At 60.4% G+C, this 25,516-nt stretch carries 28 protein-coding genes; 19 read left to right on the plus strand and 9 right to left on the minus strand.

Features of this window, described 5'->3' with window-relative positions; all coding sequences use genetic code 11:
- Positions 1 to 13 precede the first annotated feature (13 nt).
- Both Q1A85_RS02635 and Q1A85_RS02640 read left to right on the plus strand, forming a co-directional pair.
- The gene (locus tag Q1A85_RS02635; protein WP_299684766.1) at positions 14 to 721 is read left to right on the plus strand and encodes a YafY family protein; all 708 of its coding nucleotides are present in this window, start codon (positions 14 to 16) and stop codon (positions 719 to 721) included.
- A gap of 70 nt (positions 722 to 791) precedes the next feature.
- Positions 792 to 2,126 (plus strand): lytic murein transglycosylase, encoded by a 1,335-nt coding sequence (locus Q1A85_RS02640; protein ID WP_299684768.1) that lies wholly within the window; start codon positions 792 to 794, stop codon positions 2,124 to 2,126.
- Between the two features lie 119 nt (positions 2,127 to 2,245).
- Here the strand turns inward: Q1A85_RS02640 and Q1A85_RS02645 are convergent, their stop codons facing one another.
- The 5 genes from Q1A85_RS02645 to Q1A85_RS02665 all read right to left on the minus strand — a co-directional run bounded on the left by Q1A85_RS02645 (position 2,246) and on the right by Q1A85_RS02665 (position 7,298).
- Positions 2,246 to 3,130, minus strand: a complete 885-nt coding sequence (locus Q1A85_RS02645; protein WP_299684770.1) for an ABC transporter permease — start codon at positions 3,128 to 3,130, stop codon at positions 2,246 to 2,248.
- 6 nt (positions 3,131 to 3,136) lie between these two features.
- Positions 3,137 to 4,651, minus strand: a complete 1,515-nt coding sequence (locus Q1A85_RS02650) for an ABC transporter permease (protein WP_299684772.1) — start codon at positions 4,649 to 4,651, stop codon at positions 3,137 to 3,139.
- Positions 4,652 to 4,654: 3 nt separating this feature from the next.
- Positions 4,655 to 4,942, minus strand: a complete 288-nt coding sequence (locus Q1A85_RS02655) for a DUF1330 domain-containing protein (protein WP_299684774.1) — start codon at positions 4,940 to 4,942, stop codon at positions 4,655 to 4,657.
- Positions 4,943 to 5,002: 60 nt separating this feature from the next.
- Positions 5,003 to 6,112 (minus strand): extracellular solute-binding protein, encoded by a 1,110-nt coding sequence (locus Q1A85_RS02660; RefSeq protein WP_299684776.1) that lies wholly within the window; start codon positions 6,110 to 6,112, stop codon positions 5,003 to 5,005.
- A gap of 85 nt (positions 6,113 to 6,197) precedes the next feature.
- Positions 6,198 to 7,298 carry an ABC transporter ATP-binding protein gene (locus tag Q1A85_RS02665; protein ID WP_299684778.1) on the minus strand — a complete coding sequence of 367 codons (1,101 nt, stop codon included), beginning with the start codon at positions 7,296 to 7,298 and terminating at the stop codon, positions 6,198 to 6,200.
- 191 nt (positions 7,299 to 7,489) lie between these two features.
- Here Q1A85_RS02665 and Q1A85_RS02670 point away from each other — a divergent pair, with 191 nt between their 5' ends.
- Entirely contained in the window at positions 7,490 to 8,641 is a 1,152-nt protein-coding gene (locus Q1A85_RS02670; RefSeq protein WP_299684780.1) for a M24 family metallopeptidase, read from the plus strand.
- Positions 8,642 to 8,714: 73 nt separating this feature from the next.
- On the opposite strand, the gene Q1A85_RS02675 is transcribed toward Q1A85_RS02670, so the two are convergent.
- Positions 8,715 to 10,112 (minus strand): aspartate aminotransferase family protein, encoded by a 1,398-nt coding sequence (locus tag Q1A85_RS02675; RefSeq protein WP_299684782.1) that lies wholly within the window; start codon positions 10,110 to 10,112, stop codon positions 8,715 to 8,717.
- Between the two features lie 147 nt (positions 10,113 to 10,259).
- Between Q1A85_RS02675 and Q1A85_RS02680 the strand changes: the two genes are divergently transcribed.
- The 5 genes from Q1A85_RS02680 to Q1A85_RS02700 all read left to right on the plus strand — a co-directional run bounded on the left by Q1A85_RS02680 (position 10,260) and on the right by Q1A85_RS02700 (position 15,735).
- Positions 10,260 to 11,342, plus strand: a complete 1,083-nt coding sequence (locus tag Q1A85_RS02680; RefSeq protein WP_299684784.1) for a polyamine ABC transporter substrate-binding protein — start codon at positions 10,260 to 10,262, stop codon at positions 11,340 to 11,342.
- 64 nt (positions 11,343 to 11,406) lie between these two features.
- Complete coding sequence (locus tag Q1A85_RS02685) at positions 11,407 to 12,741, plus strand: ABC transporter ATP-binding protein (RefSeq protein WP_299684786.1); 1,335 nt, start codon at positions 11,407 to 11,409, stop codon at positions 12,739 to 12,741.
- Entirely contained in the window at positions 12,738 to 13,613 is an 876-nt protein-coding gene (locus Q1A85_RS02690) for an ABC transporter permease subunit (RefSeq protein WP_299684788.1), read from the plus strand. Before Q1A85_RS02685 ends, Q1A85_RS02690 begins: the two co-directional genes overlap by 4 nt.
- Complete coding sequence (locus Q1A85_RS02695; RefSeq protein WP_299684790.1) at positions 13,610 to 14,428, plus strand: ABC transporter permease subunit; 819 nt, start codon at positions 13,610 to 13,612, stop codon at positions 14,426 to 14,428. The genes Q1A85_RS02690 and Q1A85_RS02695 overlap by 4 nt, the downstream gene beginning before the upstream one ends.
- Positions 14,425 to 15,735, plus strand: a complete 1,311-nt coding sequence (locus tag Q1A85_RS02700) for an FAD-binding oxidoreductase (protein WP_299684792.1) — start codon at positions 14,425 to 14,427, stop codon at positions 15,733 to 15,735. Before Q1A85_RS02695 ends, Q1A85_RS02700 begins: the two co-directional genes overlap by 4 nt.
- Here the strand turns inward: Q1A85_RS02700 and Q1A85_RS02705 are convergent.
- Positions 15,732 to 16,388, minus strand: a complete 657-nt coding sequence (locus Q1A85_RS02705; RefSeq protein ID WP_299684794.1) for a flagellar hook capping FlgD N-terminal domain-containing protein — start codon at positions 16,386 to 16,388, stop codon at positions 15,732 to 15,734. The genes Q1A85_RS02700 and Q1A85_RS02705 overlap by 4 nt on opposite strands.
- A 4-nt stretch (positions 16,389 to 16,392) precedes the next feature.
- Positions 16,393 to 17,934, minus strand: coding sequence for a flagellar hook-length control protein FliK (locus tag Q1A85_RS02710; protein ID WP_299684796.1), 1,542 nt, complete (start codon positions 17,932 to 17,934; stop codon positions 16,393 to 16,395).
- Positions 17,935 to 18,049: 115 nt separating this feature from the next.
- Between Q1A85_RS02710 and Q1A85_RS02715 the strand changes: the two genes are divergently transcribed.
- From Q1A85_RS02715 to Q1A85_RS02740, 6 genes are all read left to right on the plus strand, one after another.
- Complete coding sequence (locus Q1A85_RS02715) at positions 18,050 to 18,331, plus strand: rod-binding protein (RefSeq protein WP_299686336.1); 282 nt, start codon at positions 18,050 to 18,052, stop codon at positions 18,329 to 18,331.
- Positions 18,321 to 18,683 (plus strand): flagellar biosynthesis protein FlgN, encoded by a 363-nt coding sequence (locus Q1A85_RS02720; protein ID WP_299684798.1) that lies wholly within the window; start codon positions 18,321 to 18,323, stop codon positions 18,681 to 18,683. The genes Q1A85_RS02715 and Q1A85_RS02720 overlap by 11 nt, the downstream gene beginning before the upstream one ends.
- Positions 18,684 to 18,887: 204 nt before the next feature.
- Entirely contained in the window at positions 18,888 to 20,261 is a 1,374-nt protein-coding gene (locus Q1A85_RS02725; RefSeq protein WP_299684809.1) for a flagellin, read from the plus strand.
- 69 nt (positions 20,262 to 20,330) lie between these two features.
- A complete protein-coding gene (gene flaF, locus Q1A85_RS02730; protein WP_299684811.1) occupies positions 20,331 to 20,708 on the plus strand; it encodes a flagellar biosynthesis regulator FlaF in 378 nt (125 codons plus the stop codon).
- A complete protein-coding gene (flbT, locus tag Q1A85_RS02735; RefSeq protein ID WP_299684813.1) occupies positions 20,705 to 21,106 on the plus strand; it encodes a flagellar biosynthesis repressor FlbT in 402 nt (133 codons plus the stop codon). The genes flaF and flbT overlap by 4 nt, the downstream gene beginning before the upstream one ends.
- Positions 21,107 to 21,111: 5 nt before the next feature.
- Positions 21,112 to 21,900, plus strand: coding sequence for a DUF1217 domain-containing protein (locus Q1A85_RS02740; RefSeq protein ID WP_299684815.1), 789 nt, complete (start codon positions 21,112 to 21,114; stop codon positions 21,898 to 21,900).
- A 69-nt stretch (positions 21,901 to 21,969) separates the two neighbouring features.
- Here the strand turns inward: Q1A85_RS02740 and Q1A85_RS02745 are convergent, their stop codons facing one another.
- Positions 21,970 to 23,334, minus strand: coding sequence for a FliI/YscN family ATPase (locus Q1A85_RS02745; RefSeq protein ID WP_299684817.1), 1,365 nt, complete (start codon positions 23,332 to 23,334; stop codon positions 21,970 to 21,972).
- 82 nt (positions 23,335 to 23,416) lie between these two features.
- Here Q1A85_RS02745 and Q1A85_RS02750 point away from each other — a divergent pair, with 82 nt between their 5' ends.
- The 5 genes from Q1A85_RS02750 to Q1A85_RS02770 are packed head-to-tail and all read left to right on the plus strand — an operon-like array spanning position 23,417 to position 25,506.
- Positions 23,417 to 23,806 (plus strand): FlgB family protein, encoded by a 390-nt coding sequence (locus Q1A85_RS02750; protein ID WP_299684819.1) that lies wholly within the window; start codon positions 23,417 to 23,419, stop codon positions 23,804 to 23,806.
- A gap of 11 nt (positions 23,807 to 23,817) precedes the next feature.
- Positions 23,818 to 24,204 carry a flagellar basal body rod protein FlgC gene (gene flgC, locus Q1A85_RS02755; RefSeq protein WP_299684821.1) on the plus strand — a complete coding sequence of 129 codons (387 nt, stop codon included), beginning with the start codon at positions 23,818 to 23,820 and terminating at the stop codon, positions 24,202 to 24,204.
- A 27-nt stretch (positions 24,205 to 24,231) separates the two neighbouring features.
- Positions 24,232 to 24,516: a flagellar hook-basal body complex protein FliE gene (gene fliE, locus Q1A85_RS02760; protein ID WP_299684823.1), complete on the plus strand. Its 285-nt coding sequence runs from the start codon at positions 24,232 to 24,234 to the stop codon at positions 24,514 to 24,516.
- Positions 24,516 to 24,785, plus strand: coding sequence for a flagellar biosynthetic protein FliQ (locus tag Q1A85_RS02765; protein WP_299684825.1), 270 nt, complete (start codon positions 24,516 to 24,518; stop codon positions 24,783 to 24,785). The genes fliE and Q1A85_RS02765 overlap by 1 nt, the downstream gene beginning before the upstream one ends.
- A gap of 1 nt (position 24,786) precedes the next feature.
- Positions 24,787 to 25,506, plus strand: coding sequence for a flagellar hook-basal body complex protein (locus Q1A85_RS02770; protein WP_299684827.1), 720 nt, complete (start codon positions 24,787 to 24,789; stop codon positions 25,504 to 25,506).
- Positions 25,507 to 25,516: the final 10 nt, after the last annotated feature.

A 25,516-nucleotide genomic window follows, 5' to 3' on the forward strand; every position in this document is an offset into this window, starting at 1 on the left:
ATAAGGTCGGGTCATGTCACGTACCCACAGATTGTTCCAATTGATGCAGGCGCTGCGCCGGATGGCCCCGCCTGTGACCGCGCAGGCCCTCGCCCATGAAATGGACGTGTCGCTGCGCACGATATACCGCGACATTGACGCGCTGCGCGGGCTTGGCGCGGTGATAGATGGGGAAGCGGGCTTTGGCTTTACCCTGATTGAGGATGCGACTCTGCCGCCGTTGGGGTTCGAAAACGACGAGTTGGAGGCGCTGGTGCTGGGACTGCGCGAGGTGTCGGTGATCGGCGATCCGGCACTGGCCAAAGCGGCCACCTCGGCGCTGACCAAAATTCAGGCGCGTGTGCCGCCTGCGCAGGGCCATCGGCTGAAACACGCCGTGCTGGACGCGCGCCGATATTGGCGGCCCGATCCGCCGCGCATTGACGTGGGCCGTTTGCGGCAGGCCGCATGGGATGAGGTGAGCGTGCGGTTTCAGTATCGCGACGCCAAGGGCGCGCAGACGACGCGCACGGTGAAACCCCTTGGGATTGTGTATTTTCAGGACACAAACGTGCTGTTGTCATGGTGTCACCTGCGTGAGGATTTCCGGATTTTCCGTCTGGACCGCATGGACGCGCTGGAGATCACGGATGTCAGTTTTCGACCCCACCGGGTGTCGCTGTTGCGCGACCATCTGGACCGCATCCGCGCGGAAACGCAGGAGTATGCGTCGCACGATTGAACCCTTTATCGAAGGGCCGATTGTCGCTAAATTGGCAACAACGCGAATAAGCGAGCATGAGGCAAAAAAGATGCGGTGTTTGGTCCTGATCGGCGCGCTTGCGCTGAGCATAGGCAGTGCGGTTTCGGCAGGCGTCGTCACCCAATCTCTGCGCCCCGAGGCGCGTCCCGTCAGCGAAGAGGTCACGCGTACGGCCCCGGTCCAGTTGCTGTCGGTGTCGGCGGGGTCGGTCCTGCGCCCGCAGATGCGGCCTGTGACCCAAGCGCCGATCATCGACGCGGCGGCAAATGCGCGGTTCCAGAACTGGATCAAAGCGTTTCGCGGTCGCGCGCTGTCGCAGGGGATTTCGGCCAGCACTTTCGACCGTGCGTTTCGCGGCGTGCAATATGACCCGGACGTGATCAAGCGCGACCGCAACCAGTCCGAATTTACCAAGACGATCTGGGACTATCTGGCCAGTGCCGCGTCGGACAGCCGGGTGCGCGATGGCAAACAGGCCCTGCGCAAACATCGCCGCAAGCTGGACGCGATCGAGGCGCGCTATGGCGTTGAAAAGGAGGTTGTCGTGGCAGTCTGGGGGCTGGAAAGCCGCTATGGCGAGTTCCGCGGCGACAACGACGTGATCCAGAGCCTTGCGACGCTGGCCTTTGACGGGCGGCGGGGCAAGTTTTTTGAAAGCCAGTTGGTGGCGGCGCTGAAAATCCTTCAGAACGGCGATACATCGCCGCGCAATATGACCGGCTCGTGGGCTGGTGCGATGGGGCACACGCAGTTCATTCCGACATCTTACCTGGCCTACGCGGTGGATTTCACCGGCGATGGCAGGCGGGACATCTGGTCGGACGACCCATCTGACGCGCTGGCGTCGACCGCCGCCTATCTAAAGCGTTTTGGCTGGATCAAGGGCCAGCCATGGGGTGTCGAGGTGAAGCTGCCACAGGGGTTCAACTATGATCTTGCCAGCCGCAAGATCCAGAAATCGCCTGCCGAATGGGCACGATTGGGCGTCCGGGGCGTGGATGGCAAGGCGGTGCCGAATTATGGTGCCGGGTCGATCCTGTTGCCAGCGGGCGGGCGTGGAGTGGCGTTCATGGTGTTCAAGAACTTTGCCGTGATTGAGCGGTACAATGCGGCGGACGCTTATGTGATTGGCGTGGGTCATCTGAGTGATCGGATCAAGGGCGGCGCGTCATTGGTCGGCAACTGGCCCGAGGGCGAACGCCCACTTACCCTGCGCGAGCGCAAGGAATTGCAACGCCGCCTGACGCGGGCAGGTTACGACACCCAAGGGGTGGACGGCAAGGTTGGCCCGAACACGCTGGCCGCGGTGCGGGCCTATCAAAAGAGCATTGGTGTGCCTGCGGACGGCTTTGCGACCTTGAGCCTGCTCAAACGGTTGCGGTGATCCAAAGGCCGCTTCGCGACGCGATTCATTTTTTGGAATGAAGGACATAGCCATTGTCTTTCGGACCAATGGCGTTCCTTCAAACTCCCCCGTGGTATGTCGGGTCAGAAGACGGGCTCTTAGCCCGGTGACATGCCACGCAGCCGTTCGCTCCGGCGCCGCAGCAGTTCGACAGTTGTCAGTAGCGCGATGGAGATCACTACGAGGATCGTGGCCACGGCGAGAATCGTGGGGCTGATCTGTTCGCGCAGGCCGATGAACATCTGCCAGGGCAGCGTTTTCTGGCTGGCGGAGCCGACGAACAGGACCACGACCACTTCGTCGAAGCTCGTGATGAAGGCAAAGAGACCACCGGAGATCACACCGGGCAGGATCAGGGGCATTTGCACGCGGAAAAACGTGGTGACCGGACCGGCGCCCATATTTGCAGCCGCGCGGGTCAGTGAGCGGTCGAAGCCCACCAGTGTCGCGGTGACGGTGATGATCACGAAGGGGATGCCAAGGACGGCGTGGGCAAGGATGACTTTGACATAGCCCACGAAGTTTTTGTCGAGGCCAAGGCTGTTTTCCATCCAGTTGCCCAAGGACGAGTAGAAGAAGAACATACCCGTGGCCGAGATGATCAGGGGCACGATCATCGGCGAGATTAGGATGGCCATGATGGCGCGTTTGAAAGGTACGTGCGATTGGCTGAGGCCAATGGCGGCCAGCGTGCCAAGGGAGACCGAGATGATCGTTGCCAGCGGCGCGATGATCAGCGAGTTCTTCAGGGCCAGTTGCCATTGGGGATTGGTAAAGAAATCCTCGTAATGCTTGAGCGAATAGCCTTCAGGGTCCAGCCGCAACATTTCGGGCGTGAAGGTAAAGAAATCCTGTGCGTTGAAGCTGAGCGGCATGACCACCACGATGGGCGCCACAAGGAAAAAGAAGATCAGGCCGCAGATCACGCGGAACCCGTAATACCAGATGCGTTGACCCGGCGTGGCGTATGGAGGCAGGCCCATGGTGATCTATCCCAGCTTAACGTTGTCGATGCCCACGATCTTGTCATAGGCCCAGTAGAGCACCAGCACGGCCACCAGCAGGATGGTGCCGAGGGCTGCGGCGAGGCCCCAATTGAGCGATGACGAGATGTGGTAGGCGATCCGGTTGGAGATAAAGACGCCCTTGGTCCCGCCCACAATTTCCGGCGTGATGTAGTAGCCGATGGCGAGGATAAAGACGAGGATGCTGCCCGCGCCGATGCCCGGCACCGATTGCGGGAAATAGACCCGCCAGAAGGCTGTCCAGTTGGTGGCGCCAAGCGATTTTGCGGCACGCAGGTAGCTGGGCGGGATCGTCTGCATCACTGAATACATCGGCAGGATCATGAACGGCAGCAGGATATGCGTCATGGCCACGATGGTGCCGAACTGATTGTTGATCATGATGAGGCGGTTGGCATTATCCACAAGGCCCACCCAGACCAGCACGTCGTTGATCACACCCTGTTGTTGCAGCATGACCTTCCATGCGGAGGTGCGGACCAGCAACGAAGTCCAGAAGGGCAGCAAGACAAGGATCAGCAGCACGTTGGCCTTGCGCATGGGCAGGTTCGCCAGCAGCCACGCAATGGGGTAGCCAAGCGCTATGCAGGAGAATGTGATCAGCAGCGACATCCAGATCGTGCGGCCAAAGAGCGTGATGTAAATCTGTTCGTTCTCAGGGCGTTTTTCGATACCGTCGGGCGTTTTCTGGTAGTCCAGCGAATTGAGGAAATAGCCCGGCGTGTATTTTGGCGCGTACAGGGTCAGCGTTTCCCATATCTGCGGCGCGCCCCACTTGTCGTCGGCGTCGATAAACGCGTCCTTGATCGACACGGGATCGGTTGCGCGGGCGGCGTCATATGCTGCATCCAGCCCGGCGGGTGCGGCGTCCGCGTCGCGCAGATCAAGGTAGAGGGCGGTGAACAGAAAATCTTCGAGGTTGCGTTTGCCGATTTCATCGCCTTCGGCGGCAAACACCGCTTGCCAGCGGGACCACGCGTTGGCGGTGCGGGGCAGATCGGCGGCGTTCGCTTCAACGGTTGCGGCCCAGTGTGCGGGGTCTTCCCATGCGGGGTTCGCGTCGGTGATGGCGTCAGTATAGGTGCCGGTGTCAAACCGGCCCACGGCGCGGCCTGTGCGGCGGAACATGGAACTGGCACCGGTCTGTTCATAGTTCAGGCGGCTGCCAAGGCGGGTGTGCAGCTTTTGCTCTTCGGCGATGAACAGGTCGATATAGAGCGCTGTGAACACGTCTTCGCCCGGTACGCCGGTTTCTTCGCGAGCGGTCAGGACCGCGATGGTGCCCGGCAAAGTATTCTGAACGATGTCATTCTCGACCGAACGGAACAGCATATTGCCGATCGGGATGATAAAGGTGATGAGGACAAAAAACAGCAGCGGCGCAATCAGCCCCAATGCGCGCAGTTTCTGCCGACGCAGGGCGCGTGCAAGGCTGCGTTTCAGGGGCGTGCCGTCAGCGGCTTGCATCACCTCGGCCATGGCTCAGACGCCCTCCACAACGATGATCGTGCTGGAGGCGGTGCGATGGCGGATCTTCATCACTTCTTGGTATTCCGGATTGTTATAGGCGTCGAGCGCGGCCTGATAGCTGGGGAATTCGAACACCACGTGCCGGTTCTGCGGCTCGCCTTCCATCACCGTGGCCTGTCCACCGCGCACGATAGGCACAGCGCCAAGGCCAAGAAGGATCGGCGTATCCTTTTCGATGTATTCCTTGTAGCCTTCGGGGTCGTTCACCGTGATGTGGCCGATGATGTAGCCTTTGGGCATGGGGGTATTCCTCGTGAAGCAGGGGGTAGGGTGGGCACGGCTGCCCACCCCTTTGTCGTCTTATTGTGCGAGCCACGCCTGGAATTTGGCGTCGATGTCGTCACGGTAGTCTGCCCAGAACTCGTAGTTGTAGAGGAACGTGTTCTTGGCGTTGTTCGGGTCTGTCGGCATGTGCGGTGCCATGTCGATGCCCAGTGTCTCGTGCTTGCCGACCAGCGGTGCGGACGATGCACGTGCGGGACCGTACGAGATGTACTTGGCCTGATCCGCCAGACGCTGCGTGTCTGTGGCGAACTTGACGAAGTCGCGGGCACGCGCTTCGCGCTCGGGGCTCAGGCCCGCGGGAATGATCCAACCGTCAAGGTCGAACACCTGCGCGTCCCAAAGCATACCGATGGGCTGGTCCTGCTCTTCGATCGCGGCAAACAGGCGACCGTTATAGGTCGAACCCATCACCACTTCGCCGTCAGCCAGCAGCTGGGGCGTGTCGGCACCGGCAGACCACCAGATCACGTCGTCCTTGATCGTGGCGAGCTTGTCGAGGGCCTGTTGCTGGCCTTCGGCAGTTGCCAGAACGTCGTACACGTCGTCCTTGGCTACGCCGTCACACAGCAGCGCCCATTCCATGTTGTTGATGGGGCGCTTTTCCAGCGAACGTTTGCCGGGGTAGGCTTCTGTGTCGAACACGGCGCAGACGGATGTCGGCGGTGTGTCACCGACCAGATCGGTGCGGTAGCCAAAGGTGGTCGAATACACGATCTGCGGGATGAAGCAGTCGGAGACCAGCAGGTCGCCAAAGTCATCTGCCGCAGAGGTGCCATCGGGCGCGGCTGCCAGATCTTCGTCCGGATCGATTTCCAGTGCGAGGCCTTCGTCGCACAGGCGGATCGCATCCGCAGCCACAACGTCAACGACGTCCCATGTGACGTTGCCCGCCTCGTTCATCGCGCGCAGTTTCGCCACGGCCTCGGCCGAGCTTTCGTCCCAGACGGCGGTGACGCCGGGGTTCATTTCCAGATACGGCGCGACATAGGCGTTCTGTTGGCTGGCCTGATAGGCGCCGCCCCAGCTGACCAGTGTCATGTCGGAGGCCATGTGGCCGTCGGCAAAGGCTGTGCCGGAGGCAACTGTCAGTGCTGTCGTGACCATCAGGGTCTTGGTGAGTTTCATGAGTGTTTCTCCCACTTGTTACGCCCGTTTTGGGTTTCGTGAAGGCCGCGCCACGGGCGCAGCTTGCGGCCTTCTTCTTGCATGCTCAGGCGTCGAGAGCCCGGCAATCCTGTGGCAGCCACCCGATCTCGATCTGTTCGCCGGGTTTAAGCCGGACCTGATCGGGGGCATTGCGTGTCTTGATGACAAAATCGTCGTTTCCAGCCACGCGCAGCCGCGTGCGGAAAATATCGCCCATATAGACGAATTCGAGCACTTCGGCCTTGAGCGTGTGGACGTCCGGCATCAGGCGCGACTTGTCCATTTCGACCCGTTCGGGCCGGATAGAGACGCGCGTGCGCTGGCCCACTTCGGTGACGTTGACGGGCATCGCGTCGATCACCTCACCGTCATCCAGCGTCACCTCGCAACGGTCGCCGCTGATCTTAGTGATCTTGCCCATCAGCGTGTTGTTCTCGCCGATGAACTGCGCGACGAAACTGTTTTGCGGTGCTTCGTACAGCGTGTCTGGCGGATCAAGCTGTTGGATGCGACCGTCGTCGAACACGGCAACCCGGTCCGACATGGTCAACGCTTCGGTCTGGTCGTGCGTGACATAGACCGTGGTGATGCCCAGATCATGGGCCAGCCGGGTGATCTCGAACTGCAATGTTTCGCGCAATTGTTTGTCGAGCGCGCCCAGCGGTTCGTCCATCAGCACCAGTTCCGGCTCGAACACAAGCGCGCGGGCCAGCGCGATCCGTTGTTGTTGGCCACCGGACAGTTGCGCGGGGCGGCGCCCGGCAAAGTCCTGCATCTGCACCATGCCCAACGCGCGCATGATCTTTTCCTCGCGCTCGGCCTTGCCCATTTTGCGCACTTCCAGCGGAAAGCTCAGATTTTCGGCCACGGTCATGTGCGGGAACAGCGCATAGTTCTGGAACACCATCCCGATGCCGCGCTTGTGCGGCGGGATATTGTTGATCGACGTCCCGCCAAGGCGGATATCGCCATGGGTCGCCGTCTCGAACCCGGCCAGCATCATCAGGCATGTCGTCTTGCCCGAGCCCGATGGCCCCAGCATCGTCAAGAATTCGCCCCGTGGCATGGAAAGGTTGAGGTCTTTGACGACGAGCGTTTCGCCGTCATAACTTTTCTGCACGCGCTCGAATTCAACGAACGCCTGATCATTTGCAGTATCGGCCAAACGTGGCTCCCCGTCTGTGTGTCGTGGCTGTTCCGCCATCTTGGGGCGAACTAAAGCGGGACGTGACGCGCATTGCAACCAACTTGGTTGGAAAATGCCGCGTTGGCACACGGAACGGTCGTTTTGACTGCAAGACTATGCGTTTTAAGGCATTGTTCCCGCAGCTTTGCCGGAACGATCGGAACAGAATCATGTCCTTGCCCTTTGCATTGGAGGAGTATCGCGCCCGCCTCGCCCGTGTCCGGGCGGCCATGGACCGCAATGATCTGGACATACTGGTCCTCACCGATCCGTCCAATATGGGATGGCTCACAGGTTATGATGGCTGGTCGTTTTACGTGCATCAGGCGGTGATCGTGACCCATGATGCCGATCCGCTCTGGTGGGGGCGCGCGCAGGACGTGGCCGGTGCGCGCCGCACGGTCTGGATGTCGGACGAGGCCTGCGTCGGCTATGCCGAACATTATATTCAGAGCCCCGCGCACCACCCGATGGAAGATCTCGAAAGCTACCTCGAAGGGCGCGTTGGGGTGGAGATGGACAACTACTATTACTCGGCCAAGGCCCATGCGGTGCTGACCCGTGCGGGCGTGACGATGTACGACGCGACGGGCTTGGCCAACTGGTGCCGGGCTGTCAAATCCGAGGCCGAGATTGCCTTTATGCGCAAGGCCGCCCGCATTTCCGAGGCGGTCATTGCAGGCATGTCCGACCGTGTCGCGCCGGGGGTGCCAAAGAACGAAGTGATCGCTGACGCCTACCGAGACGCAATCCGCGGTGTCGGGGATGACTGGGGCGATTACCCGGCCATTGTGCCACTGGTGCCGTCAGGCGCGGATGCAGCCGCGCCGCATCTCACATGGAACGGTGATACGTTTCGCACCGGCGAGGCGACCACCATCGAGATCGCGGGCTGCTATCGCCGCTACCACGCCCCCCTCTGCCGCTCGATCTTTCTCGGGGAACCACCCGACGACATGAAGCGCGCCGAAGCTGCCGTTCTCGAAGGGTTGGAGGCTGGGCTGGACGTCGCGCGCGCCGGCAATCAGGCGCGCGATGTCGCGGCGGCGCTCAATTGGGCACTGACCAAGGTCGGCATCAATCGCACCGCGCGCTGCGGTTACCCCATCGGCCTCAGCTATCCGCCAGACTGGGGCGAACGCACCATATCGTTCCGCGAAACCGACGACACGGTGCTGGAGCCCAACATGACCTTCCATTTCATGCCCGGCCTTTGGATGGACGGCTGGGGCCTGTCCATCACCGAAAGCATCCGCATCACGGATGACGGTCCTGCCGAATGTCTCTGCACTGTGCCACGGCCACTGATCGTCAAAGGCTGATCTCTCCCTTCTTCTCTTTCGAAATACTCCGGGGAGTGTGAGGGGCTGGCCCCTCACCAGCACCGCGCGTGTATCACGCCGCCGGTTTCAGAAGGTCGTGCGCCTTGAGTTCCGCATAGGCTTCGTCCAGCGCCAGCCGCGCCCGATAGCCAAGCATTTCAATCTCGTCCGGTGTAATGACAAGCGGTGGCGAAATGATCATCCGGTCGTAGACGTGCCGCATCACAAGGTTGTTGGCAAAGCACCGCTCGCGGGTCATGAACCCGGCTGTGCCTGCCTCTGCCGCGAATTTGGCGCGGCTTTCCTTGTGCGGTGTCAGCGCCAAGGACCCCATCATGCCCACAATCTTCGTCTCACCCACCAGCGGATGATCTCCCAGCCCGTGCCACATCTCGTGCAGTGCCGGGATGGCTACATCGCGCACATGACCCAACACGTTTTCCTCTTCGAGAATACGCAGGTTCTCCAGTGCGACAGCAGCGGCCACCGGATGGCCGGAATAGGTGTAGCCGTGGTTGAACTCGCCGCCGCCAATCACCTCGGCCACCTCGTCACAGACGATAGAGCCGCCGATAGGCTGGTAACCTGAACTCAGGCCCTTGGCGATGGTCATGATATGCGGCTGAATGCCAACGGTCTGGGACCCGAACCAGTTTCCGGTCCGGCCAAATCCGCAAATCACCTCATCCGCGATCAGCAGGATGTCATGCGCCTCGCAGATGCGCTTTATCTCTGGCCAATAGGTGTCGGGCGGAACGATCACGCCACCTGCGCCCTGGATCGGTTCGGCGATAAACGCGGCCACCCGATCAGCGCCGTGTTCGGCAATCGCCGCCTCCAACTCGCGCGCGCGGGCAATGCCAAAATCTTCGGGCGTCATGTCACCGCCTTCGGCCCACCAGTTTGGCTGGTTTATGTGAACGATGCCGGGGATCGGCATCCCACCCTGTTCGTGCATTCCCGTCATGCCACCCAAGCTGCCCGACCCCACGGACGACCCGTGATAGGCATTCTTGCGGCTGATGATGATCGACTTGTCCGGCTGGCCCTTCATCGCCCAATAGGTCCGCACCATCCGCAGGTTCGTGTCGTTCGCCTCGGACCCCGATCCGGCAAAGAACACGTGGTTCAGATCACCGGGCGCCAGTTCCGCCAACTTTTGCGCCAGCGCAATTGCAGGCACGTGCGTCGTTTGGAAAAAGGTGTTGTAATACGGCAGTTCCCGCATCTGGCGGGCGGCCACGTCGGCCAGCTCTGCCCGACCATAGCCGATGTTCACACACCACAGCCCGGCCATCGCATCGAGGATCTCGTTCCCGTCGCTGTCGTGCAGGAAAACACCTTTGGCCCGGGTGATCACCCGCGCGCCTTTTTGCGCCAATTCGGCACCGGCTGTGAACGGGTGCATGTGGTGCGCGGCGTCCAGCGCCTGCAACTCGGCTGTGGGCAGATGATTGGTGATGGCTGGCATGGAACCCCCAAGGTGTTTGACGTGCCGACAATATGAGCAAGCCGCGCGCCGTCAATCCGGCATGAACGATCCTGCTGGACGCAAGGGGCAAAACTTGTATTCATTTTGCCTGACCCGGGCCAACCGGGCGCGAAACGGGAGTATATGATGAAAACAACGATGCTGAGCACCGTCGCCGCCTTTGCCCTCACGGGTGCGGCACTGGCCGACGAAGTGCGGGTCTACAACTGGTCCGACTACATTGACGAAGAGTTGCTGGAAAAATTCGAAGCCGAAACCGGCCTTGAACTGATCTATGACGTGTTCGACAGCAACGAAGTGCTTGAGACCAAGATGCTGGCCGGATCGTCCGGCTATGACGTGGTTGTGCCTTCCGGCACCTTCCTGCAACGCCAGATCAGCGCAGGCGCCTTCCAAAAGCTGGACACGTCCAAGCTGCCCAATGCCGGGAACCTCTGGGAAGTGGTGGAGGCGCGCACCGCGCAATACGACCCCGACAACGCCTATTCCATCAACTATATGTGGGGCACCACGGGCATCGGCGTGAACGTCGGCAAGGTGCAGGAAGTGCTGGGCGCGGACGCGCCGATGGGTTCGCTCGACCTGATCTTTGATCCCGCCAACATGGAAAAACTGGCCTCATGCGGGGTGCATTTCCTTGATGCCCCGACCGAGATGATCCCGGCGGCGCTCAAGTATATCGGCGAAGACCCCGACAGCCATGACCCGGACGTCATTGCCAAGGCCGAACCGATCCTGATGGGTGTGCGCCCGTATGTGACCAAGTTCCACAGTTCGGAATATATCAACGCGCTGGCCAATGGTGACATTTGCGTCGCGTTCGGCTGGTCCGGTGACATCCTGCAAGCGCGCGACCGTGCAGCAGAGGCCGATAACGGAGTGGAGATTGCCTATAACGCGCCCAGCGAGGGTGCGCTGATGTGGTTCGACCAGATGGCGATCCCCGCGGACGCGCCCAACCCCGAAGGCGCGCACATGTTCCTGAACTTCATTCTGGATGCGCAGAACATGGCGCAGGCGTCGAACTACGTCTATTACGCCAACGGCAACCTCGCGAGCCAGGAATTTCTGGTCGAAGACGTGATTGGCGATCCGGCGATCTACCCGGACGAAGCGACGCTGGAAAACCTCTATACCACGACGCCCTACCCAGCGAAGGTGCAGCGGACTGTCACGCGCATGTGGACCAAGATCAAATCGGGCACGTGATAGCCTGATTGCGGGGCGCGGCATGTGTCGCGCCCCTTTTTCATTTTGATAGACGGATGTCCCCTTGGCAGAGACTGTTTTCGCACCCTGGGATGACGCGAACGAGAAACCGCTGATCCGGTTTCGCAATGTCACCAAACGCTTTGGCGATTTCGTTGCAATTGATGACCTGACCCTCGACATTTACGAACGGGAATTCTTTGCCCTGCTGGGCCCGTCGGGCTGTGGCAAGACAACGATGATGCGGATGCTGGCGGGGTTCGAGGACCCGACCGAAGGCGCCATCGAACTGGCGGGCCAGAACATCGCCGGCGTACCCGCGAACAAGCGGGCCGTGAATATGATGTTCCAGTCTTATGCGTTGTTTCCGCACCTGACCATCTGGGACAACATCGCCTTTGGCCTGCGCCGCGAAAGCAGCGACAAGGTGGCGATTGCCGAACGTGTTGACGAAATGCTCAAGCTGACCCGGCTGGAAAAGTTTGCCCGCCGCAAGCCGCACCAGATATCGGGCGGGCAACGTCAGCGGGTGGCACTGGCGCGGTCGCTGGCCAAAGCGCCCAAGCTGCTGCTTTTGGACGAACCGCTCGGCGCGCTGGATGCCAAGCTGCGCGAGGCGACGCAGTTCGAGTTGATGGACATTCAGGAAAAAACCGGCACGACATTCGTCATCGTCACCCACGATCAGGAAGAAGCGATGACCGTCGCGTCCCGCGTGGCCGTGATGGACGAAGGCCGCGTGATGCAGGTGGCCACGCCGACAGTGATCTACGAGGCTCCAAATTCCGCCTATGTGGCGGATTTTATCGGTGACGTGACCCTGATCGAAGGGGTGGCACGTGCCCGCAGCACACCCGCCACCGGCCCTGCGACATCCGCCGAAGAACCGGCACCGGCGGCCCAAACCGTCCGCACCCCGCAGCCCAACGCGTTGGGCCTGTGGCTGCATGACAAGGTGTTGGCCCCTGTGATTGGCGCGCGCAAGGACATCGTGCGGCAGCTTCCACCGCCATCTGCAACGGAAGCGGAACCGGCCCCCAACGCGCCGGTGGAGGTGCCTTCGGGCGGGGTCGAAATTGACTGGGCCGATGGTCAGCCCCCCCTGATTTCGGTTGACGGTGACCCGGCGCTTGACGGGAAACGGGTCAAGCTGGCGCTGCGCCCTGAAAAGGTCGCCATTTCCAAATCCAAGCCGCAGGCTGTGAACGTGTTGCAAGGCAAGGTGATCGACATCGCCTATCTGGGCAACCTGTCCACATACCACGTGGAACTGGCCAACGGCACGATGATCAAGGCGCAGACGGCGAACACCCGCCGCGTCGCCCGCCGCGACATCACGTGGGAAGACAACGTCTGGGTCAGTTGGTCCGGCACCGCCGGGGTGGTGCTGGACACATGAGGCGCGCGGCCCTCATAGCGATCCCCTATGCGTGGCTGTTGGCCCTGTTCCTGATCCCGTTCGCGGTGGTCTTCAAAATATCGCTGTCAGACATCGCACTGGCCATTCCGCCCTACACCCCCACGGCCAAGGACGGCATCTGGACCATGTTGTCCCAGTTGGATTTTGAGAATTATGTCTTTTTGTCCGAAGACGACCTGTATTGGAAAGCCTATCTCAGCTCTCTCCAGATTGCGTTCATCTCGACCGTATTGACGCTGATGGTTGGCTACCCGATGGCGTATGCCATGGCCCGCGCGCCCGAGGCGTGGCGGCCCACGCTGCTGATGCTTGTGATCCTGCCGTTCTGGACGTCCTTTCTGATCCGCGTTTACGCGTGGGTCGGCATCCTGTCGAACGAGGGGTTCCTGAACCAATTCCTGCTCTGGATTGGAGTGATCCATGAACCGCTCACGATCCTGAACACCCCCACGGCGGTCTATATCGGCATTGTCTACACGTACCTGCCGTTCATGATCCTGCCGATCTACTCAGCCTTGGACCGGCTGGACGGATCGCTGATTGAAGCGGCCGAAGACTTGGGCTGTTCGCGGCTCAAGGCATTCTGGCTGATCACCGTGCCGTTGTCCAAGAACGGGATCATCGCGGGCAGTTTCCTTGTTTTCATCCCCGCGCTGGGTGAGTTTGTCATCCCCTCGCTACTGGGAGGTTCCGGCACGTTGATGATCGGTAAGGTGCTGTTCGAAGAGTTCTTCTCCAACCGGGACTGGCCGGTCGCCTCTGCGGTGGCGGTGATCCTGCTCTTGATCCTCGTGGTTCCGCTGGTGCTGTTCCAACAGAACCAGCAACGCCAGACCGAGGCGGGCGCATGAACCGGCTCTCGCCCTTCAACGTGGTGTCGCTGACGCTGGGGTTTGTGTTCCTCTACATCCCCATGCTGATCCTTGTGGTCTACAGCTTTAACGCATCCAAACTCGTGACTGTCTGGGCTGGATTCTCCACCCAATGGTATGGCGAGTTGCTTCGGAACGAAGCGTTTTTGGACGCCGCCTGGGTGACGCTGCGCGTTGCCGTGATCTCATCGACCATCGCAACGGTGCTGGGCACGATGGCGGCTTATGTGCTGGTGCGCGGTGGGCGCTTCTTTGGTCGGACGCTGTTTTCCGGAATGATCTATGCGCCGCTGGTCATGCCCGAGGTGATCACGGGCCTGTCGCTGCTATTGCTGTTCATCGGCATCGGGCTTGATCGCGGGGTGCTGACCATTGTTCTGGCGCACACCACGTTTTCGATGTGCTTTGTGTCGGTTGTGGTGTCGTCCCGCCTTGTCACCTTTGACCGTTCGCTGGAAGAGGCCGCACTGGACCTTGGCGCATCTGCATTTGACGCATTTCGCCTTGTTACGCTGCCGATCATTGCGCCTGCGGTGATTTCCGGCTGGCTTTTGGCCTTTACACTCAGCCTCGATGATCTGGTCATCGCGTCCTTTACTGCGGGTCCGTCGGCCACCACCCTGCCGATGAAAATCTGGTCTTCCGTCCGATTGGGTGTCAGTCCCGAGATCAATGCGCTCAGCACAATCCTGATCGGCCTTGTGACGATCGGTGTCGTCGCCGCGTCGCTTGCGACCAAACGGGCGGCGGTGCAGGCCGCGCGCGACGAACAGGCCGCCGCGCGCGCGGCATGAGGCGTATCTTTTCGGATTACACCTATGGCCCCGGCCCGCGCGACGGATGCTGGTGGGATGAAACCTGTGACATCGCACCTGCCGACGCCGTTCGGGGGCAATTGCGCTGCGATGTGGTGGTGGTCGGGGCGGGGATCACCGGTGTGTCCGCAGCGCTGCATTTGGCGCGCGCCGGTGTGTCCGTCATGGTGCTGGAGGCGACGCGGATCGGCTGGGGCGCGTCGGGCCGCAACGGCGGGTTCTGCTGTCTGGGTGGCGGTATCGCGTCGGATGCCACATTGGACCGCCGTTTTGGCAAGGACGGGCGTCTGGCATGGCGGCGCTGTGAACGGGACGCGGTCGCGCTGGTCGCCGATCTGATCGAGACATTGGGCCTGAACGTGGACCGCCATTCCGAGGGCGAAACGCTCCTTGCTCATCGCGCGCGGGACGGTGCAGGATTCGACGCCGCCGCCCGGAACATCGAAGAGAACTATGGCGTTACGCCCCGCATCGACAATCCGGCTGACATCGGCATGGGTGGCCCATTCCATCGGGCGCTGACCGTCCCCATCGGTTTCGCACTGAACCCGCGCAAGTATCTGGCAGGTCTTGTGAGGGCAGCCCGCGCCGCTGGTGTCCAGTTCTTTGAATACAGTGCGGTGACGCAAATCGGCCCTGACGGAGTGCGCACCGCCAAGGGCTCAGTGACGGCGGACCGTGTGATCCTCGCCACGAACGGTTACAGCAGCGAGGATGTGCCGGATTGGATGCGCGGTCGCTACTTGCCTGCGCAGTCCAACGTGCTGGTCACGCGACCGCTCAGCCGGGCAGAGCAGGAGGCGCAGGGTTGGACATCTTCTCAGATGTCCTATGACACGCGACACCTTTTGCATTACTTTCGGCTTCTGCCGGATGGGCGGTTCCTGTTCGGTATGCGCGGCGGGTTGTTGTCCAACCCCGGTGCCGAGGTGCGTGCGCGCGCCGCGATCTTGCGCGATTTTCGCAGGATGTTTCCAGCTTGGGAGACGGTTGAGGTAACGCATGGCTGGTCCGGCCTTGTGTGCCTGAGCCGGGCGCAACTGCCGTTTGTGGGCGCGCTGCCCGACGCGCCGAACGTCTTGGCCGGATTTGCGTTCCACGGCAATGGGGTGGCCATGGGCACCTATACAGGGGCCTGTCTTGCCGCGCTGGTCCAAGGTCAGTCGCCCGATGACTTGCCCGCAGCGATACGCAGCCTGCCTGCGCGTTTTCCGCTGGGCCGTCTGCGGCGGTTGGTGATGCCGCCGATTTATGCTGCGCTCGCCATTGCGGATCGGCTGCCTTAAGCCGGTTCGCGCAGGCCAATCACATTGGCCGCTTCGATCATGTACCCATTTTGCAGCACGAGCAGAGTTGTACCATTGTCTATCCGCGCCTCTGTGACGCGCGTGTAGCTTAGCGCTGGATCCTCGGTCAGCACTTCGCCATTGGCGCTGCTTTCGACTTTGAGGGTGTATTCGCCATAGGCCAGCGGGCTGCCTGCCGCATTGAGGCCATCCCACACATAAGGTTCCGCCCCCACGGGCAAGGTGCGTCGCTGCACTTCGGTGCCTTGGGCGTTATAGACCACAAGCTCCACCGCGTCCGCGGCAACCGGTGGGTTGGGCGAGATGGTGATGGGTGCGCCTTCGAATTGAACGGGGCCTGTCACCAGCGCCTCCAGTCCGATCCAGTTCGCCGCGCCGCTCATGTCATTGGCGCCAAAGGCGACCAGCATCTGTTCCAACAGGTCGTTGGTCGACACCTGCTGCTCCACCATGGAGAACTGCGCAAGTTGCGCCGCATATTCCGAAGAATCGATAGGTTCGAGCGGATCCTGATACTCTGCCTGCGCGGTCAGCATCTGGAGAAAAACCTCAAAATCCGAACTGAGCACGCTGTTGGTGTTGCTTGTCGTGTTTGAGGCCGCAGTGGCGGCGGAAACCTGTGTAACATCCATAGTGTCAGAGCCTTATGTCTATGCTGTCCGGCGCGATGGCCAGTGCCGGTGTGTGTGCAGTGCGCGCGCCCGCGGGCGCAGGCACGTCGTCCATGTCTAGCGTGAGCATGTCCGGAGAGGTGTCATCTGCGTCGGCCTGCGCGTCGCCCGTGTCGCCCTGACCAAAGCTGAACGAGATGTCTTCGTATCCCAAATCCGACAGGGCGCGGCCAAGTTCATCTATGTTGCGCCGCATCAGGTCCAACGTGTCCGAGCGTTCGGTCAGAACCTGCACAACAACCCCGGTATCCGATGCGTTCATGACCATACGCACCCGCCCCAATTCGGGTGGATTCAACGCGATTTCAACGGGCTTGTCCGGCGCTTTCTGCAATGCGACGGCCAGTTGCTGTGCCACATGCGGCGGGAGGTCCGCCCGTTGTGTTAGCATCACAGGCCCTGTTGTGACCGCGCTGGTCTGTGCGGCGCGCAGGTCCCACGGAACAACCTCCAGCGCGTCGGCGTGCAATCGAATAGCGGTGTCAGTGCCCAAAGGCCGAGCACCGTCGAATGATGCAAGAAACATCGTTTGGGTGACCGTGTGTTTGGCAGGTGTGGTGGCGGTCGTTCGCGGCATCATTTCGGCCGCCGCAGTTGTCCCGTCGCGCGGCGTTGCCGATACCCGTTCCGGCGTCATGGCTGCGGCTTCGGGCGCGTCACGGGATGGTATATCCGCCATATTCGGTATCGCGACAGGCGATTGCGCCGCTGCAGGTGGCCGAATGCCCGCTTCGGTGTGAACGACGGGCGCGACACGTCGCGTCGGCGGCATGGCGGCCTCTGGCATCGCGTGTGGTACGATCACCTTCTGCGACGTCATGCGCGGCACGTCCGGGGTTTGGGCGGGCACAGCCATCACTGATTCGAGGATATGCCGATGCACCGCCGGTGAAGGCGTGGCGCGCCTAACCTCTTTTTGTGTCTCTGCTGCTGGCGGTATCGCCTTGTCGTGCTTGACCTGTTGCGGGGGGACATGTTCCACGGCTTGCACCGGCTCAGGCGAGGGGTTCTGGACGGGCCCATCAGATGCCGTGGTCGCGGGCTTTGCCATTGCAGGCGCTGTTTCAACGTCAGAGGTCTGCACAGCGCCGGTGTTTTGCTCAGCGCCTGTGTGGTGCGGTTGCCGGGCAGCTTTGGGTTGATCAACGACCGACTGCGTCGTTTTTTCTATCGTAACGCCCGGCTCCGATGACTGTGGTGTGGTGCCAGCCTTTGGCACATCCTGTTCGACCATAATCTCAGACGGTTTGCCCGCAGGCTTGGTATCAACCGGCGCATCAGACGCTTCGGCTGCCGGAGCATTTGTGTCCACCGGAATTTTGATCTGCGGAGCAGCGTGAGGGGTTTTTGCATCCTCCCCCGCCAGAAAGACCGCACCGAACTCAGGGGTATCGTCCTGTTCGGGCGGGCGTGTCATGCCCCCGCCGATATCGACGCGCTTGGCATCGGTAGCGCGCGCGATCTGGGGCGTGGCCGCATCGACCTTTGGTATCAGAACTTGATTCATGCCTACTCCGGGAATTCTTCCGCGATGTGACAACCATGACCGCACAGAGTTACCGGTTCTTTACTGCTTGTCCGTCATGCTCGGAAAAATCGTTCGAATTGAAGGAAACCTGCCCATGGATTCGCTCCCCCTGTCCGGCCCGCTGACTCCGCCGACGCAACCACATGACGCCAAGCTGATGAAAGCCGCCCAAAAGCTCGAAGCGAGTTTTTTGGCGGAGATGTTGAAATCTGCTGGATACGGCGAGGCGCGCGAGGCTCTGGGCGGCGGCGCGGGAGAAGAGCAGTTTGCGTCGTTTCTTGTGGACGCGCAGGCGGAAAAGATGGTGCAGGCCGGCGGCATTGGTCTGGCCGAACATCTGTATCAATCGTTGAAGGATCGCCAAAATGAAGGATGACACACCTTATACAATACTCGCATCCATGGACGCCCTTCTGGAAGAAGAGCGCGCCGCACTGCTGAGCGGTGATCTGGACAGCTTGGGCGACATGCACAGCCGCAAAGAAGCATTGCTGGATCAGCTGGGCCGCCTCGATGTGGCGGAGGCCGATACAGGTCTGCAAGGCGTTCAGGCGAAACTACAGCGCAATCAGGCGCTGCTGGACAGCGCGCTGGCGGGCATCCGGTCGGTGGCCCGCCGACTGGCGATGGTGCGGCGCGTGCGTCAGTCGCTGGAGTATTACGATGAGGACGGTGCCAAGGCATCCGTCGATATCGGTGTCGAGCGGTCGGTCGAGAAGCGCGCATAGACCGGGTTGATTCAAATCCGACGTACTCGGAACACGGCGCTTAGCAAAGCGTTAGGCAATCCGGCGCAAAGGTGCCCCCGCACTCGGAATGAGTGGCGCATGGCCAAACTTGGGCTTTGCAACTGTCAGAACGGCATTGGGCCGTCCCATCGGGGGGCGGGACGTAAACCTTGGCGCAAAGCGCCGCGACAAAAGGAAATGCAAATGTCGAGCATTCTCACGAACAACAGCGCAATGGTTGCGCTTCAGACCCTTAAATCCATCAACAAGAATCTGGCGATGACGCAGACAGAGATTTCGACAGGTAAGTCGATTTCGAGCGCCAAAGACAACTCTGCCGTCTGGGCAATTTCCAAAGTCATGGAATCCGATGTTGCAGGTTTCAAAGCCGTGTCGGAAAGCCTGTCGCTGGGTGAAAGCACCGTGGCGGTTGCCCGGAACGCGTCGGAAACAGTGACTGACCTGCTGACCGAGATGAAGGGTCGTATCGTCGCCGCGCAGGAAGAAAACGTGGATCGCGACGCCATTCAGGCAGACATTGACGCCCTGTCCGAGCAAATCGGTTCGGTTGTCAGCGCGGCGCAGTTCAATGGCCTGAACCTGTTGGATGGCACCAGCACCGATGCGATGAACGTGCTGTCCTCGCTCGACCGCGCATCCGACGGTTCGGTGACAGATCGTCAAATCTCTGTCGAGCGTCAGAACCTGGCCGTGACCGGGTCCGTGACAGCGCAGGCGCTGGGCGCGGTGGCCGCTGGTACAGCAACTGCTGGTGCCGGTGATCAGGACGTCGCCAACGAGTACATCCAGGCTGGTGCTGACGACACTAACTTTGCCCTGGCGACCGACTATGATCGCGACAATGCGGCGACTGCAACATCGACAATCGCAGATGGCGGCACTCTGGACTTTACCTTCAGCCAGGTGGCCGAGGGCGTCAGCTACTCCATCACGTTGGACGATCTGAACATCAACACTGCGGACGGCAGCAGCACGCTGGGTCTCCGGACCTTCGAATATGTTGCGACAGCGGACGACAGTGTGAATGATGTGGCACGCCAACTGGGCAACCAGATCCAGTCGTTCTTTGACGCCGCTACGGCGTCCGGCGAAGGTTACTCGGTGACGTTTGATCCGGCTGGCGCTGGCGATGACAATGTGTTCCGGATCGAAAACACCGCCGGTGGTGGTGCAGATCCGATCCTCGTCTTCACCGAAGTGTCCGAGGGCGGCACGCCTGGTGCTAACGGTTCTAACGGCCTGGCCGCAGTGCAAACAATTGACGTGACCACCGACAACGGCGCAACCAATGCGCTGGGTACAATTGACGCGCTGATCCAGACGTCGATTGACGCCGCTGCATCCTTTGGTTCGGCCCAGAACCGGATTGAAACTCAGTCCGAGTTCATCAGCCAGCTTTCGGACTCGCTGAAGTCCGGCATTGGTTCGCTGGTGGATGCCGACATGGAAGAGGTGTCAGCACGTTTGCAGGCGCTCCAGACACAGCAGCAGCTGGGTGTGCAATCCCTGTCGATTGCAAACCAGGCACCGCAGACCATCCTGTCGCTGTTCCGGTAAACTGACCTTGGAAGGCGCTCGTAGCGGGCGCCTTCCAACCTCATAAAAACAAACAAAGAGGCCCGAGCTGTGAACGCAACAACACTTGCCATGCGCGGATACGCAGAAAATGCAGTGACCACACGCAATGAGCGTCGGTCAGAATACGACGTGTTTGCTCGAGTGACCCAAGGTCTGCGTGATACGGCCACAAAGGCCAAAGCTAATTTTCCTGCCTATGCCGAGGCCTTGCATCTAAACCGGCGTCTCTGGACTGCCTTGGTTGTCGATCTGGCGGATCCCGAAAATCCAATCCCCAGCGATTTGAAGGCACGCGTGCTGTATCTTTCGGAATTCACCCAGCACCACACCCGCAAAATTTTGCGGGATGGAGCGTCGGTGATGCCCCTGCTCGAAATCAACATGGCAGTGATGCGCGGCCTCAAGTCAGAAGGACCATCGAAATGAGTGGCCTCGTCTTGAAACTCAGCCCCAAAGAACGGGTGCTGATCAACGGTGCCGTCATCGAAAACGGTGACCGGCGGTCTCGCCTGACCATCATGACGCCACACGCGAATATCTTGCGTTTGCGCGACGCCATCCACCCTGAGGATGCCAAGACACCAGTGCGTCGCGTGTGTTACGCCGTTCAATTGGTCCTGTCTGGTGATATGTCCGCCCAAGAGGCAAATCGCAGTCTGTTGCGCAGTATCGAAGAGTTGAGTCAGGTGTTTGTCGACAGCGACAGTCGCAAACATCTGGATGCGGCATCCTACGCGTTGGTGCAGCAAGATCACTATCGCTGCCTCAAGGCGCTGCGCACGTTACTGCCGCGTGAAGAACGCCTTCTCGCCGCCGGAGCTTGACCGCAATGTTTCAACCGGTTCTCGTTTCAAATGGGTTGGCGGGCTGGCAATTCCTGCAATCGACCTATGATCGCCAAACGGCTGCGTTCAACGACTCTGCCGCAATCAAGCGGGACACGGAGTATTTCGCTGAAAAAATTGGTTCGGTCGAGACGGCTGAAGAGCTTGTGTCGGATCGGCGATTGTTGACGGTCGCGCTTGGTGCATTCGGGTTACAGGATGACATCAACAACACGTTTTTCATCCAAAAAATGCTGGAGGAAGGGACGACAGCAAGCGATGCACTTGCAAATCGGTTCACCGATACGCGGTACCGCGATCTGTCCGAAGCGTTTGGGCTGGGTCCAGGCGAGTTCCGGGGCGCGCGGCTCTCGGACTTTGCCGATGGAATCGTGCAAAAATACCAAGCGGCGAGCTTTGAAATTGCAACAGGCGCGCAAGACGAAAGTATGCGTCTGGCGCTGTATGCCGAACGGATCGTGCCGGACATAACTTCGACCGACGGCTCCGTGAATCAAAAGTGGTTTTCGATCATGGGACAACCGCCCTTGCGGGAGGTTTTTGAAACCGCACTGGGTCTGCCCTCACAGTTTGGCCAGGTCGACATCGATCAACAGCTTGATGTTTTCAAAGAGCGGGCGGAACGGACATTCGGCGTGTCGGACCCTGCCGAGTTCGCGGACCCTGAAAAACTGGATCAGCTCATCACAACGTATCTTGCGCGCTCTCAACTGGAAACCTTTGGGGCGGGTGCGTCTGGCGCCTCAATCGCGTTGACGTTGCTGTCGAGCTAAACGCGTTTTTGCGGCGCGCTGGTCAAAAAAGCAGGCCTTGGGCGCGGTTTCTGTAGTTTCAGGTCTTTCTCACGCCATATGCGGTCGCTTTGATCCGACGTTCACCCCGCGACCGCCACGCCGTAAGATCAGCTTGAGATGGTCAAAACTGTGAGAGATGCCTTTGTCATGTTGCATCCCGAGCGCCGCGTCCAATTCTGACCAAACATCAATCGCGGCATCTATGTTGGCATCCGCGCCGGAGGTGTACAACCCGGCAGAGATCATCACCCGGTTCTTGGCATAGACGCTCAAATGCTTGCGCACCGTCGCCAAAACCTCATTTTCCGAATCTGTCGCCGCCGCAGGCAGGCTGCGCGAGACCGAGCGCAGGACGTCCACAGCAGGAAACCGTCCGCGTTCTGCGATGTCGCGGTCCAGCACCACGTGTCCGTCCAGAACGCCGCGCAAGATATCCGCAATCGGTTCGTCCATATCGGAACCTGGCACCAATACGCTGAACACCGCTGTGATATCTCCTTGTCGGCCCATGCCGGGTCCGGCGCGCTCACAGAGTGACATGATTAAATGGGCGGTCGATGGCGGGTAACCGCGCAAAACGGGCGCTTCACCAGCGGCAATTGCCACCTCTCGGTGCGCTTCGGCGAAACGGGTGATTGAATCCGCAACCAGCAGGACCGATTTGCCCGCATCGCGGAAATGCTCTGCTATTGTCATGGCGGTCCACGCACACCGGCGCCGCACCAACGGTGATTGATCCGAAGTTGCCGCGACCACGACACTGCGCGCCAGCCCTTCCGGCCCCAGCGTCTCGTCGACAAAATGGCGAACTTCCCGGCCACGCTCACCGATCAAGGCAATCACAACAACATCTGCCTCCATCCGTTGCGAGAGGCGCCCCATCAAGCTGCTTTTCCCGACGCCCGACCCGGCAAAGAGACCGATCCGCTGCCCACGCACAATTGGCAAAACGGTGTCAAAGGTCAGATGACCTGTGGCCAGACGCGGACCCAAGGCCCGCCGTTGCGCCGGGGCGGGTGGCGACGCGCGCAAGGACCGTGTGGTCGCACCAGCCGCAAGTGGTCTTCCATCCAGCGGATTTCCATCCGGATCAATCAACCGGCCAATCCAACTGTCACTTGGCGCAATACGCCCGCCGCGCGACAAGGTTACCGGATCACCAAGCGACACCCCCTCAAGCTCCGAATCGGGCAAGAGCACAACATGCGCGTCGGACAGTTGAACAACCTCGCACTGCACCTTGGTGTGGTCGCGGTTCGTGATCGTTGCCCGATCGCCAAGACGCGCGACCTTTTCCAAGCCACGGACGCGGACGACGCCGCCATCCACGCCATTGACGCGGCCCATGACCTGTTCCGGCCGGATTTGCGACAGCCGTGTGGTCAGTGATTTCAGGGCGAGTTGCTGTGTCATCGGGTTCTCCAAATGTTCGCAAACCGTTTTTAAAGGAATCACCCTTAAGCCTTGGTTGAAATCAATCGAGGGAGAAGCCCCGATGTTCCAAAGACTGACCGTTTTTGAAACCGCTTACGCCATGGCTGTCCACGCTGGACAAAAGCAGGCCGTCGTTGCCCAGAATGTCGCAAATGCCGACACGCCGGGTTATGTCGCCCGCGATTTGCCGTCGTTCAAAGACATCTATGCGCCCGCTGAATCCAGCGGCGGGATGCAGCGCGCTACACGAGACGGGCACTTGCACGGTCGCGCCGCCGACGCGCGCACCATGATCGAAAAAGACCCAAGCTTTGCGTCGCCCGATGGCAACTCGGTGTCCATCGACGCAGAAATGTTGCGCGGCACCGACGCCAAACGACAGCACGACCGGTCTCTCGCAATCTACCGCTCCGCGCTCACGATCCTGCGCACGAGCCTTGGTCGGCAATAAGGTGCGTTGGCATGAGTGAATTTGGAAAAGCGCTGAGTATCTCGACAAGTGGCCTGCAGGCGCAGGCGTCGCGGTTGCGGCATCTGTCGGAGAATATCTCGAACGCAGACACACCCGGCTACCGTCGCAAGACCATTCCCTTTGATGTGCGCATGAAAGATGGCGTGTCGCAGGTCGAGGTTGGGCGGATGTCATTGGATGACCGGCCTTTGGACCGGATTTTTGACCCGTCGCATCCCATGGCGGATGGCTCCGGGCATTACGAAGGATCGAATGTACAGCTTTTGATTGAGCTTGCCGACGCGCGCGAAGCGCAGCGCAGCTACGAAGCCAACCTGAAAATGTTCGAACAGGCCCGGCAGATGTCGTCCGGGTTGATGCAACTGCTGCGCCGGTAAAGCCCGCGCAAACAAAGGAGTTCCAGAATGGAATCGATGATCGTCTCTGCCGCGCAGGGCTATGCGTCCTCTCGCCCGGCCACGCAACCCACAGAAGGTTCTGGCAACAGCATGTTCGGCCAGATGGCCGCCGATTTTGCCAACACGCTCGCCGAAAGCGAGGCCGTATCGCAAAAAGCGATGGTCGGCGACGTGGATCCCCATGCGCTCGTTCAGGCTTTGGCACAGACAGAATTGGCCGTTGAAACGGCAGTGACCGTCCGTAACCGCGTCGTCGAAGCCTATCAGGAAATCCTGCGGATGCCTGTCTGATGATCGAAGAGATCATCTTTTACGACACGTTGCGCCATGCGCTCTGGATCGCCGTCATCGTGTCGGTGCCGATCCTGACGGTTGCGCTGCTGGCCGGGGTTTCAATCGGGCTCGTGCAGGCGCTGACGTCCATTCAGGAAATGACGCTGACCTTTGTGCCGAAACTGGCAGCGATTGTCGCGGTGTTCTGGATTTCGATGGGCTTCATGACCCAGACGATGGTCTCGTTTTTTCAAAACCAGCTCGTTCCGCTGATCGTCGGAGGATAACATGGACAGTACAGGGTATATCGCATTGACGCGCCAGAACGGATTGATGCGCGAAATGCAGATCGTTGCGAACAATATCGCCAATGCTGCAACCACCGGATACCGTCAGGAGGGGGTCGTATTCTCCGAATATGTCAGCTCTGTTGATGGGGCGCCGTCATTGTCGATGGGGCAGGCCAATGTGCGGCGAACGTCCTTTGAACAGGGCACGCTGGATCAGACCGGCGGCACGTACGACCTTGCCATTGAAGGCAACGGGTTTTTCCTGATTGAAACGGCACAAGGCGAACGCCTGACACGCGCGGGTGGCTTTTCCCCCAATGCCGAGGGCGATCTTGTGACGTTCGACGGCAACCGCGTTCTTGATGCGGGCGGCGCACCGGTCTTTGTACCGCCGGATGCCCGCAGCATCGCCATTTCCCCCGACGGCACCATCAGCGCCGACGGTGTTTTGGTGGGGCAGGTTGGAATTGTCCAACCCGTCGCGGCAGATGATCTGGTGCGCGAGGGCGGCGTGATGTTCCGTGCGGATGGCGGGTTCGAACCGGCAGAAAACGCACGTGTGCTTCAGGGATTTGTAGAGGCGTCGAATGTTGATCCGATTACGCAACTGGCGCGGATGATCGAGGTGCAGCGCGCCTATGAGATGGGTCAGAGTTTTCTCGATTCCGAGGATGAACGTGTGCGTCGTGCCATGGACGCGATGATGAAATCGAACTGAGGAGAGACTT

It is taken from the genome of uncultured Tateyamaria sp., assembly GCF_947503385.1.
Taxonomy (GTDB): domain Bacteria; phylum Pseudomonadota; class Alphaproteobacteria; order Rhodobacterales; family Rhodobacteraceae; genus Tateyamaria.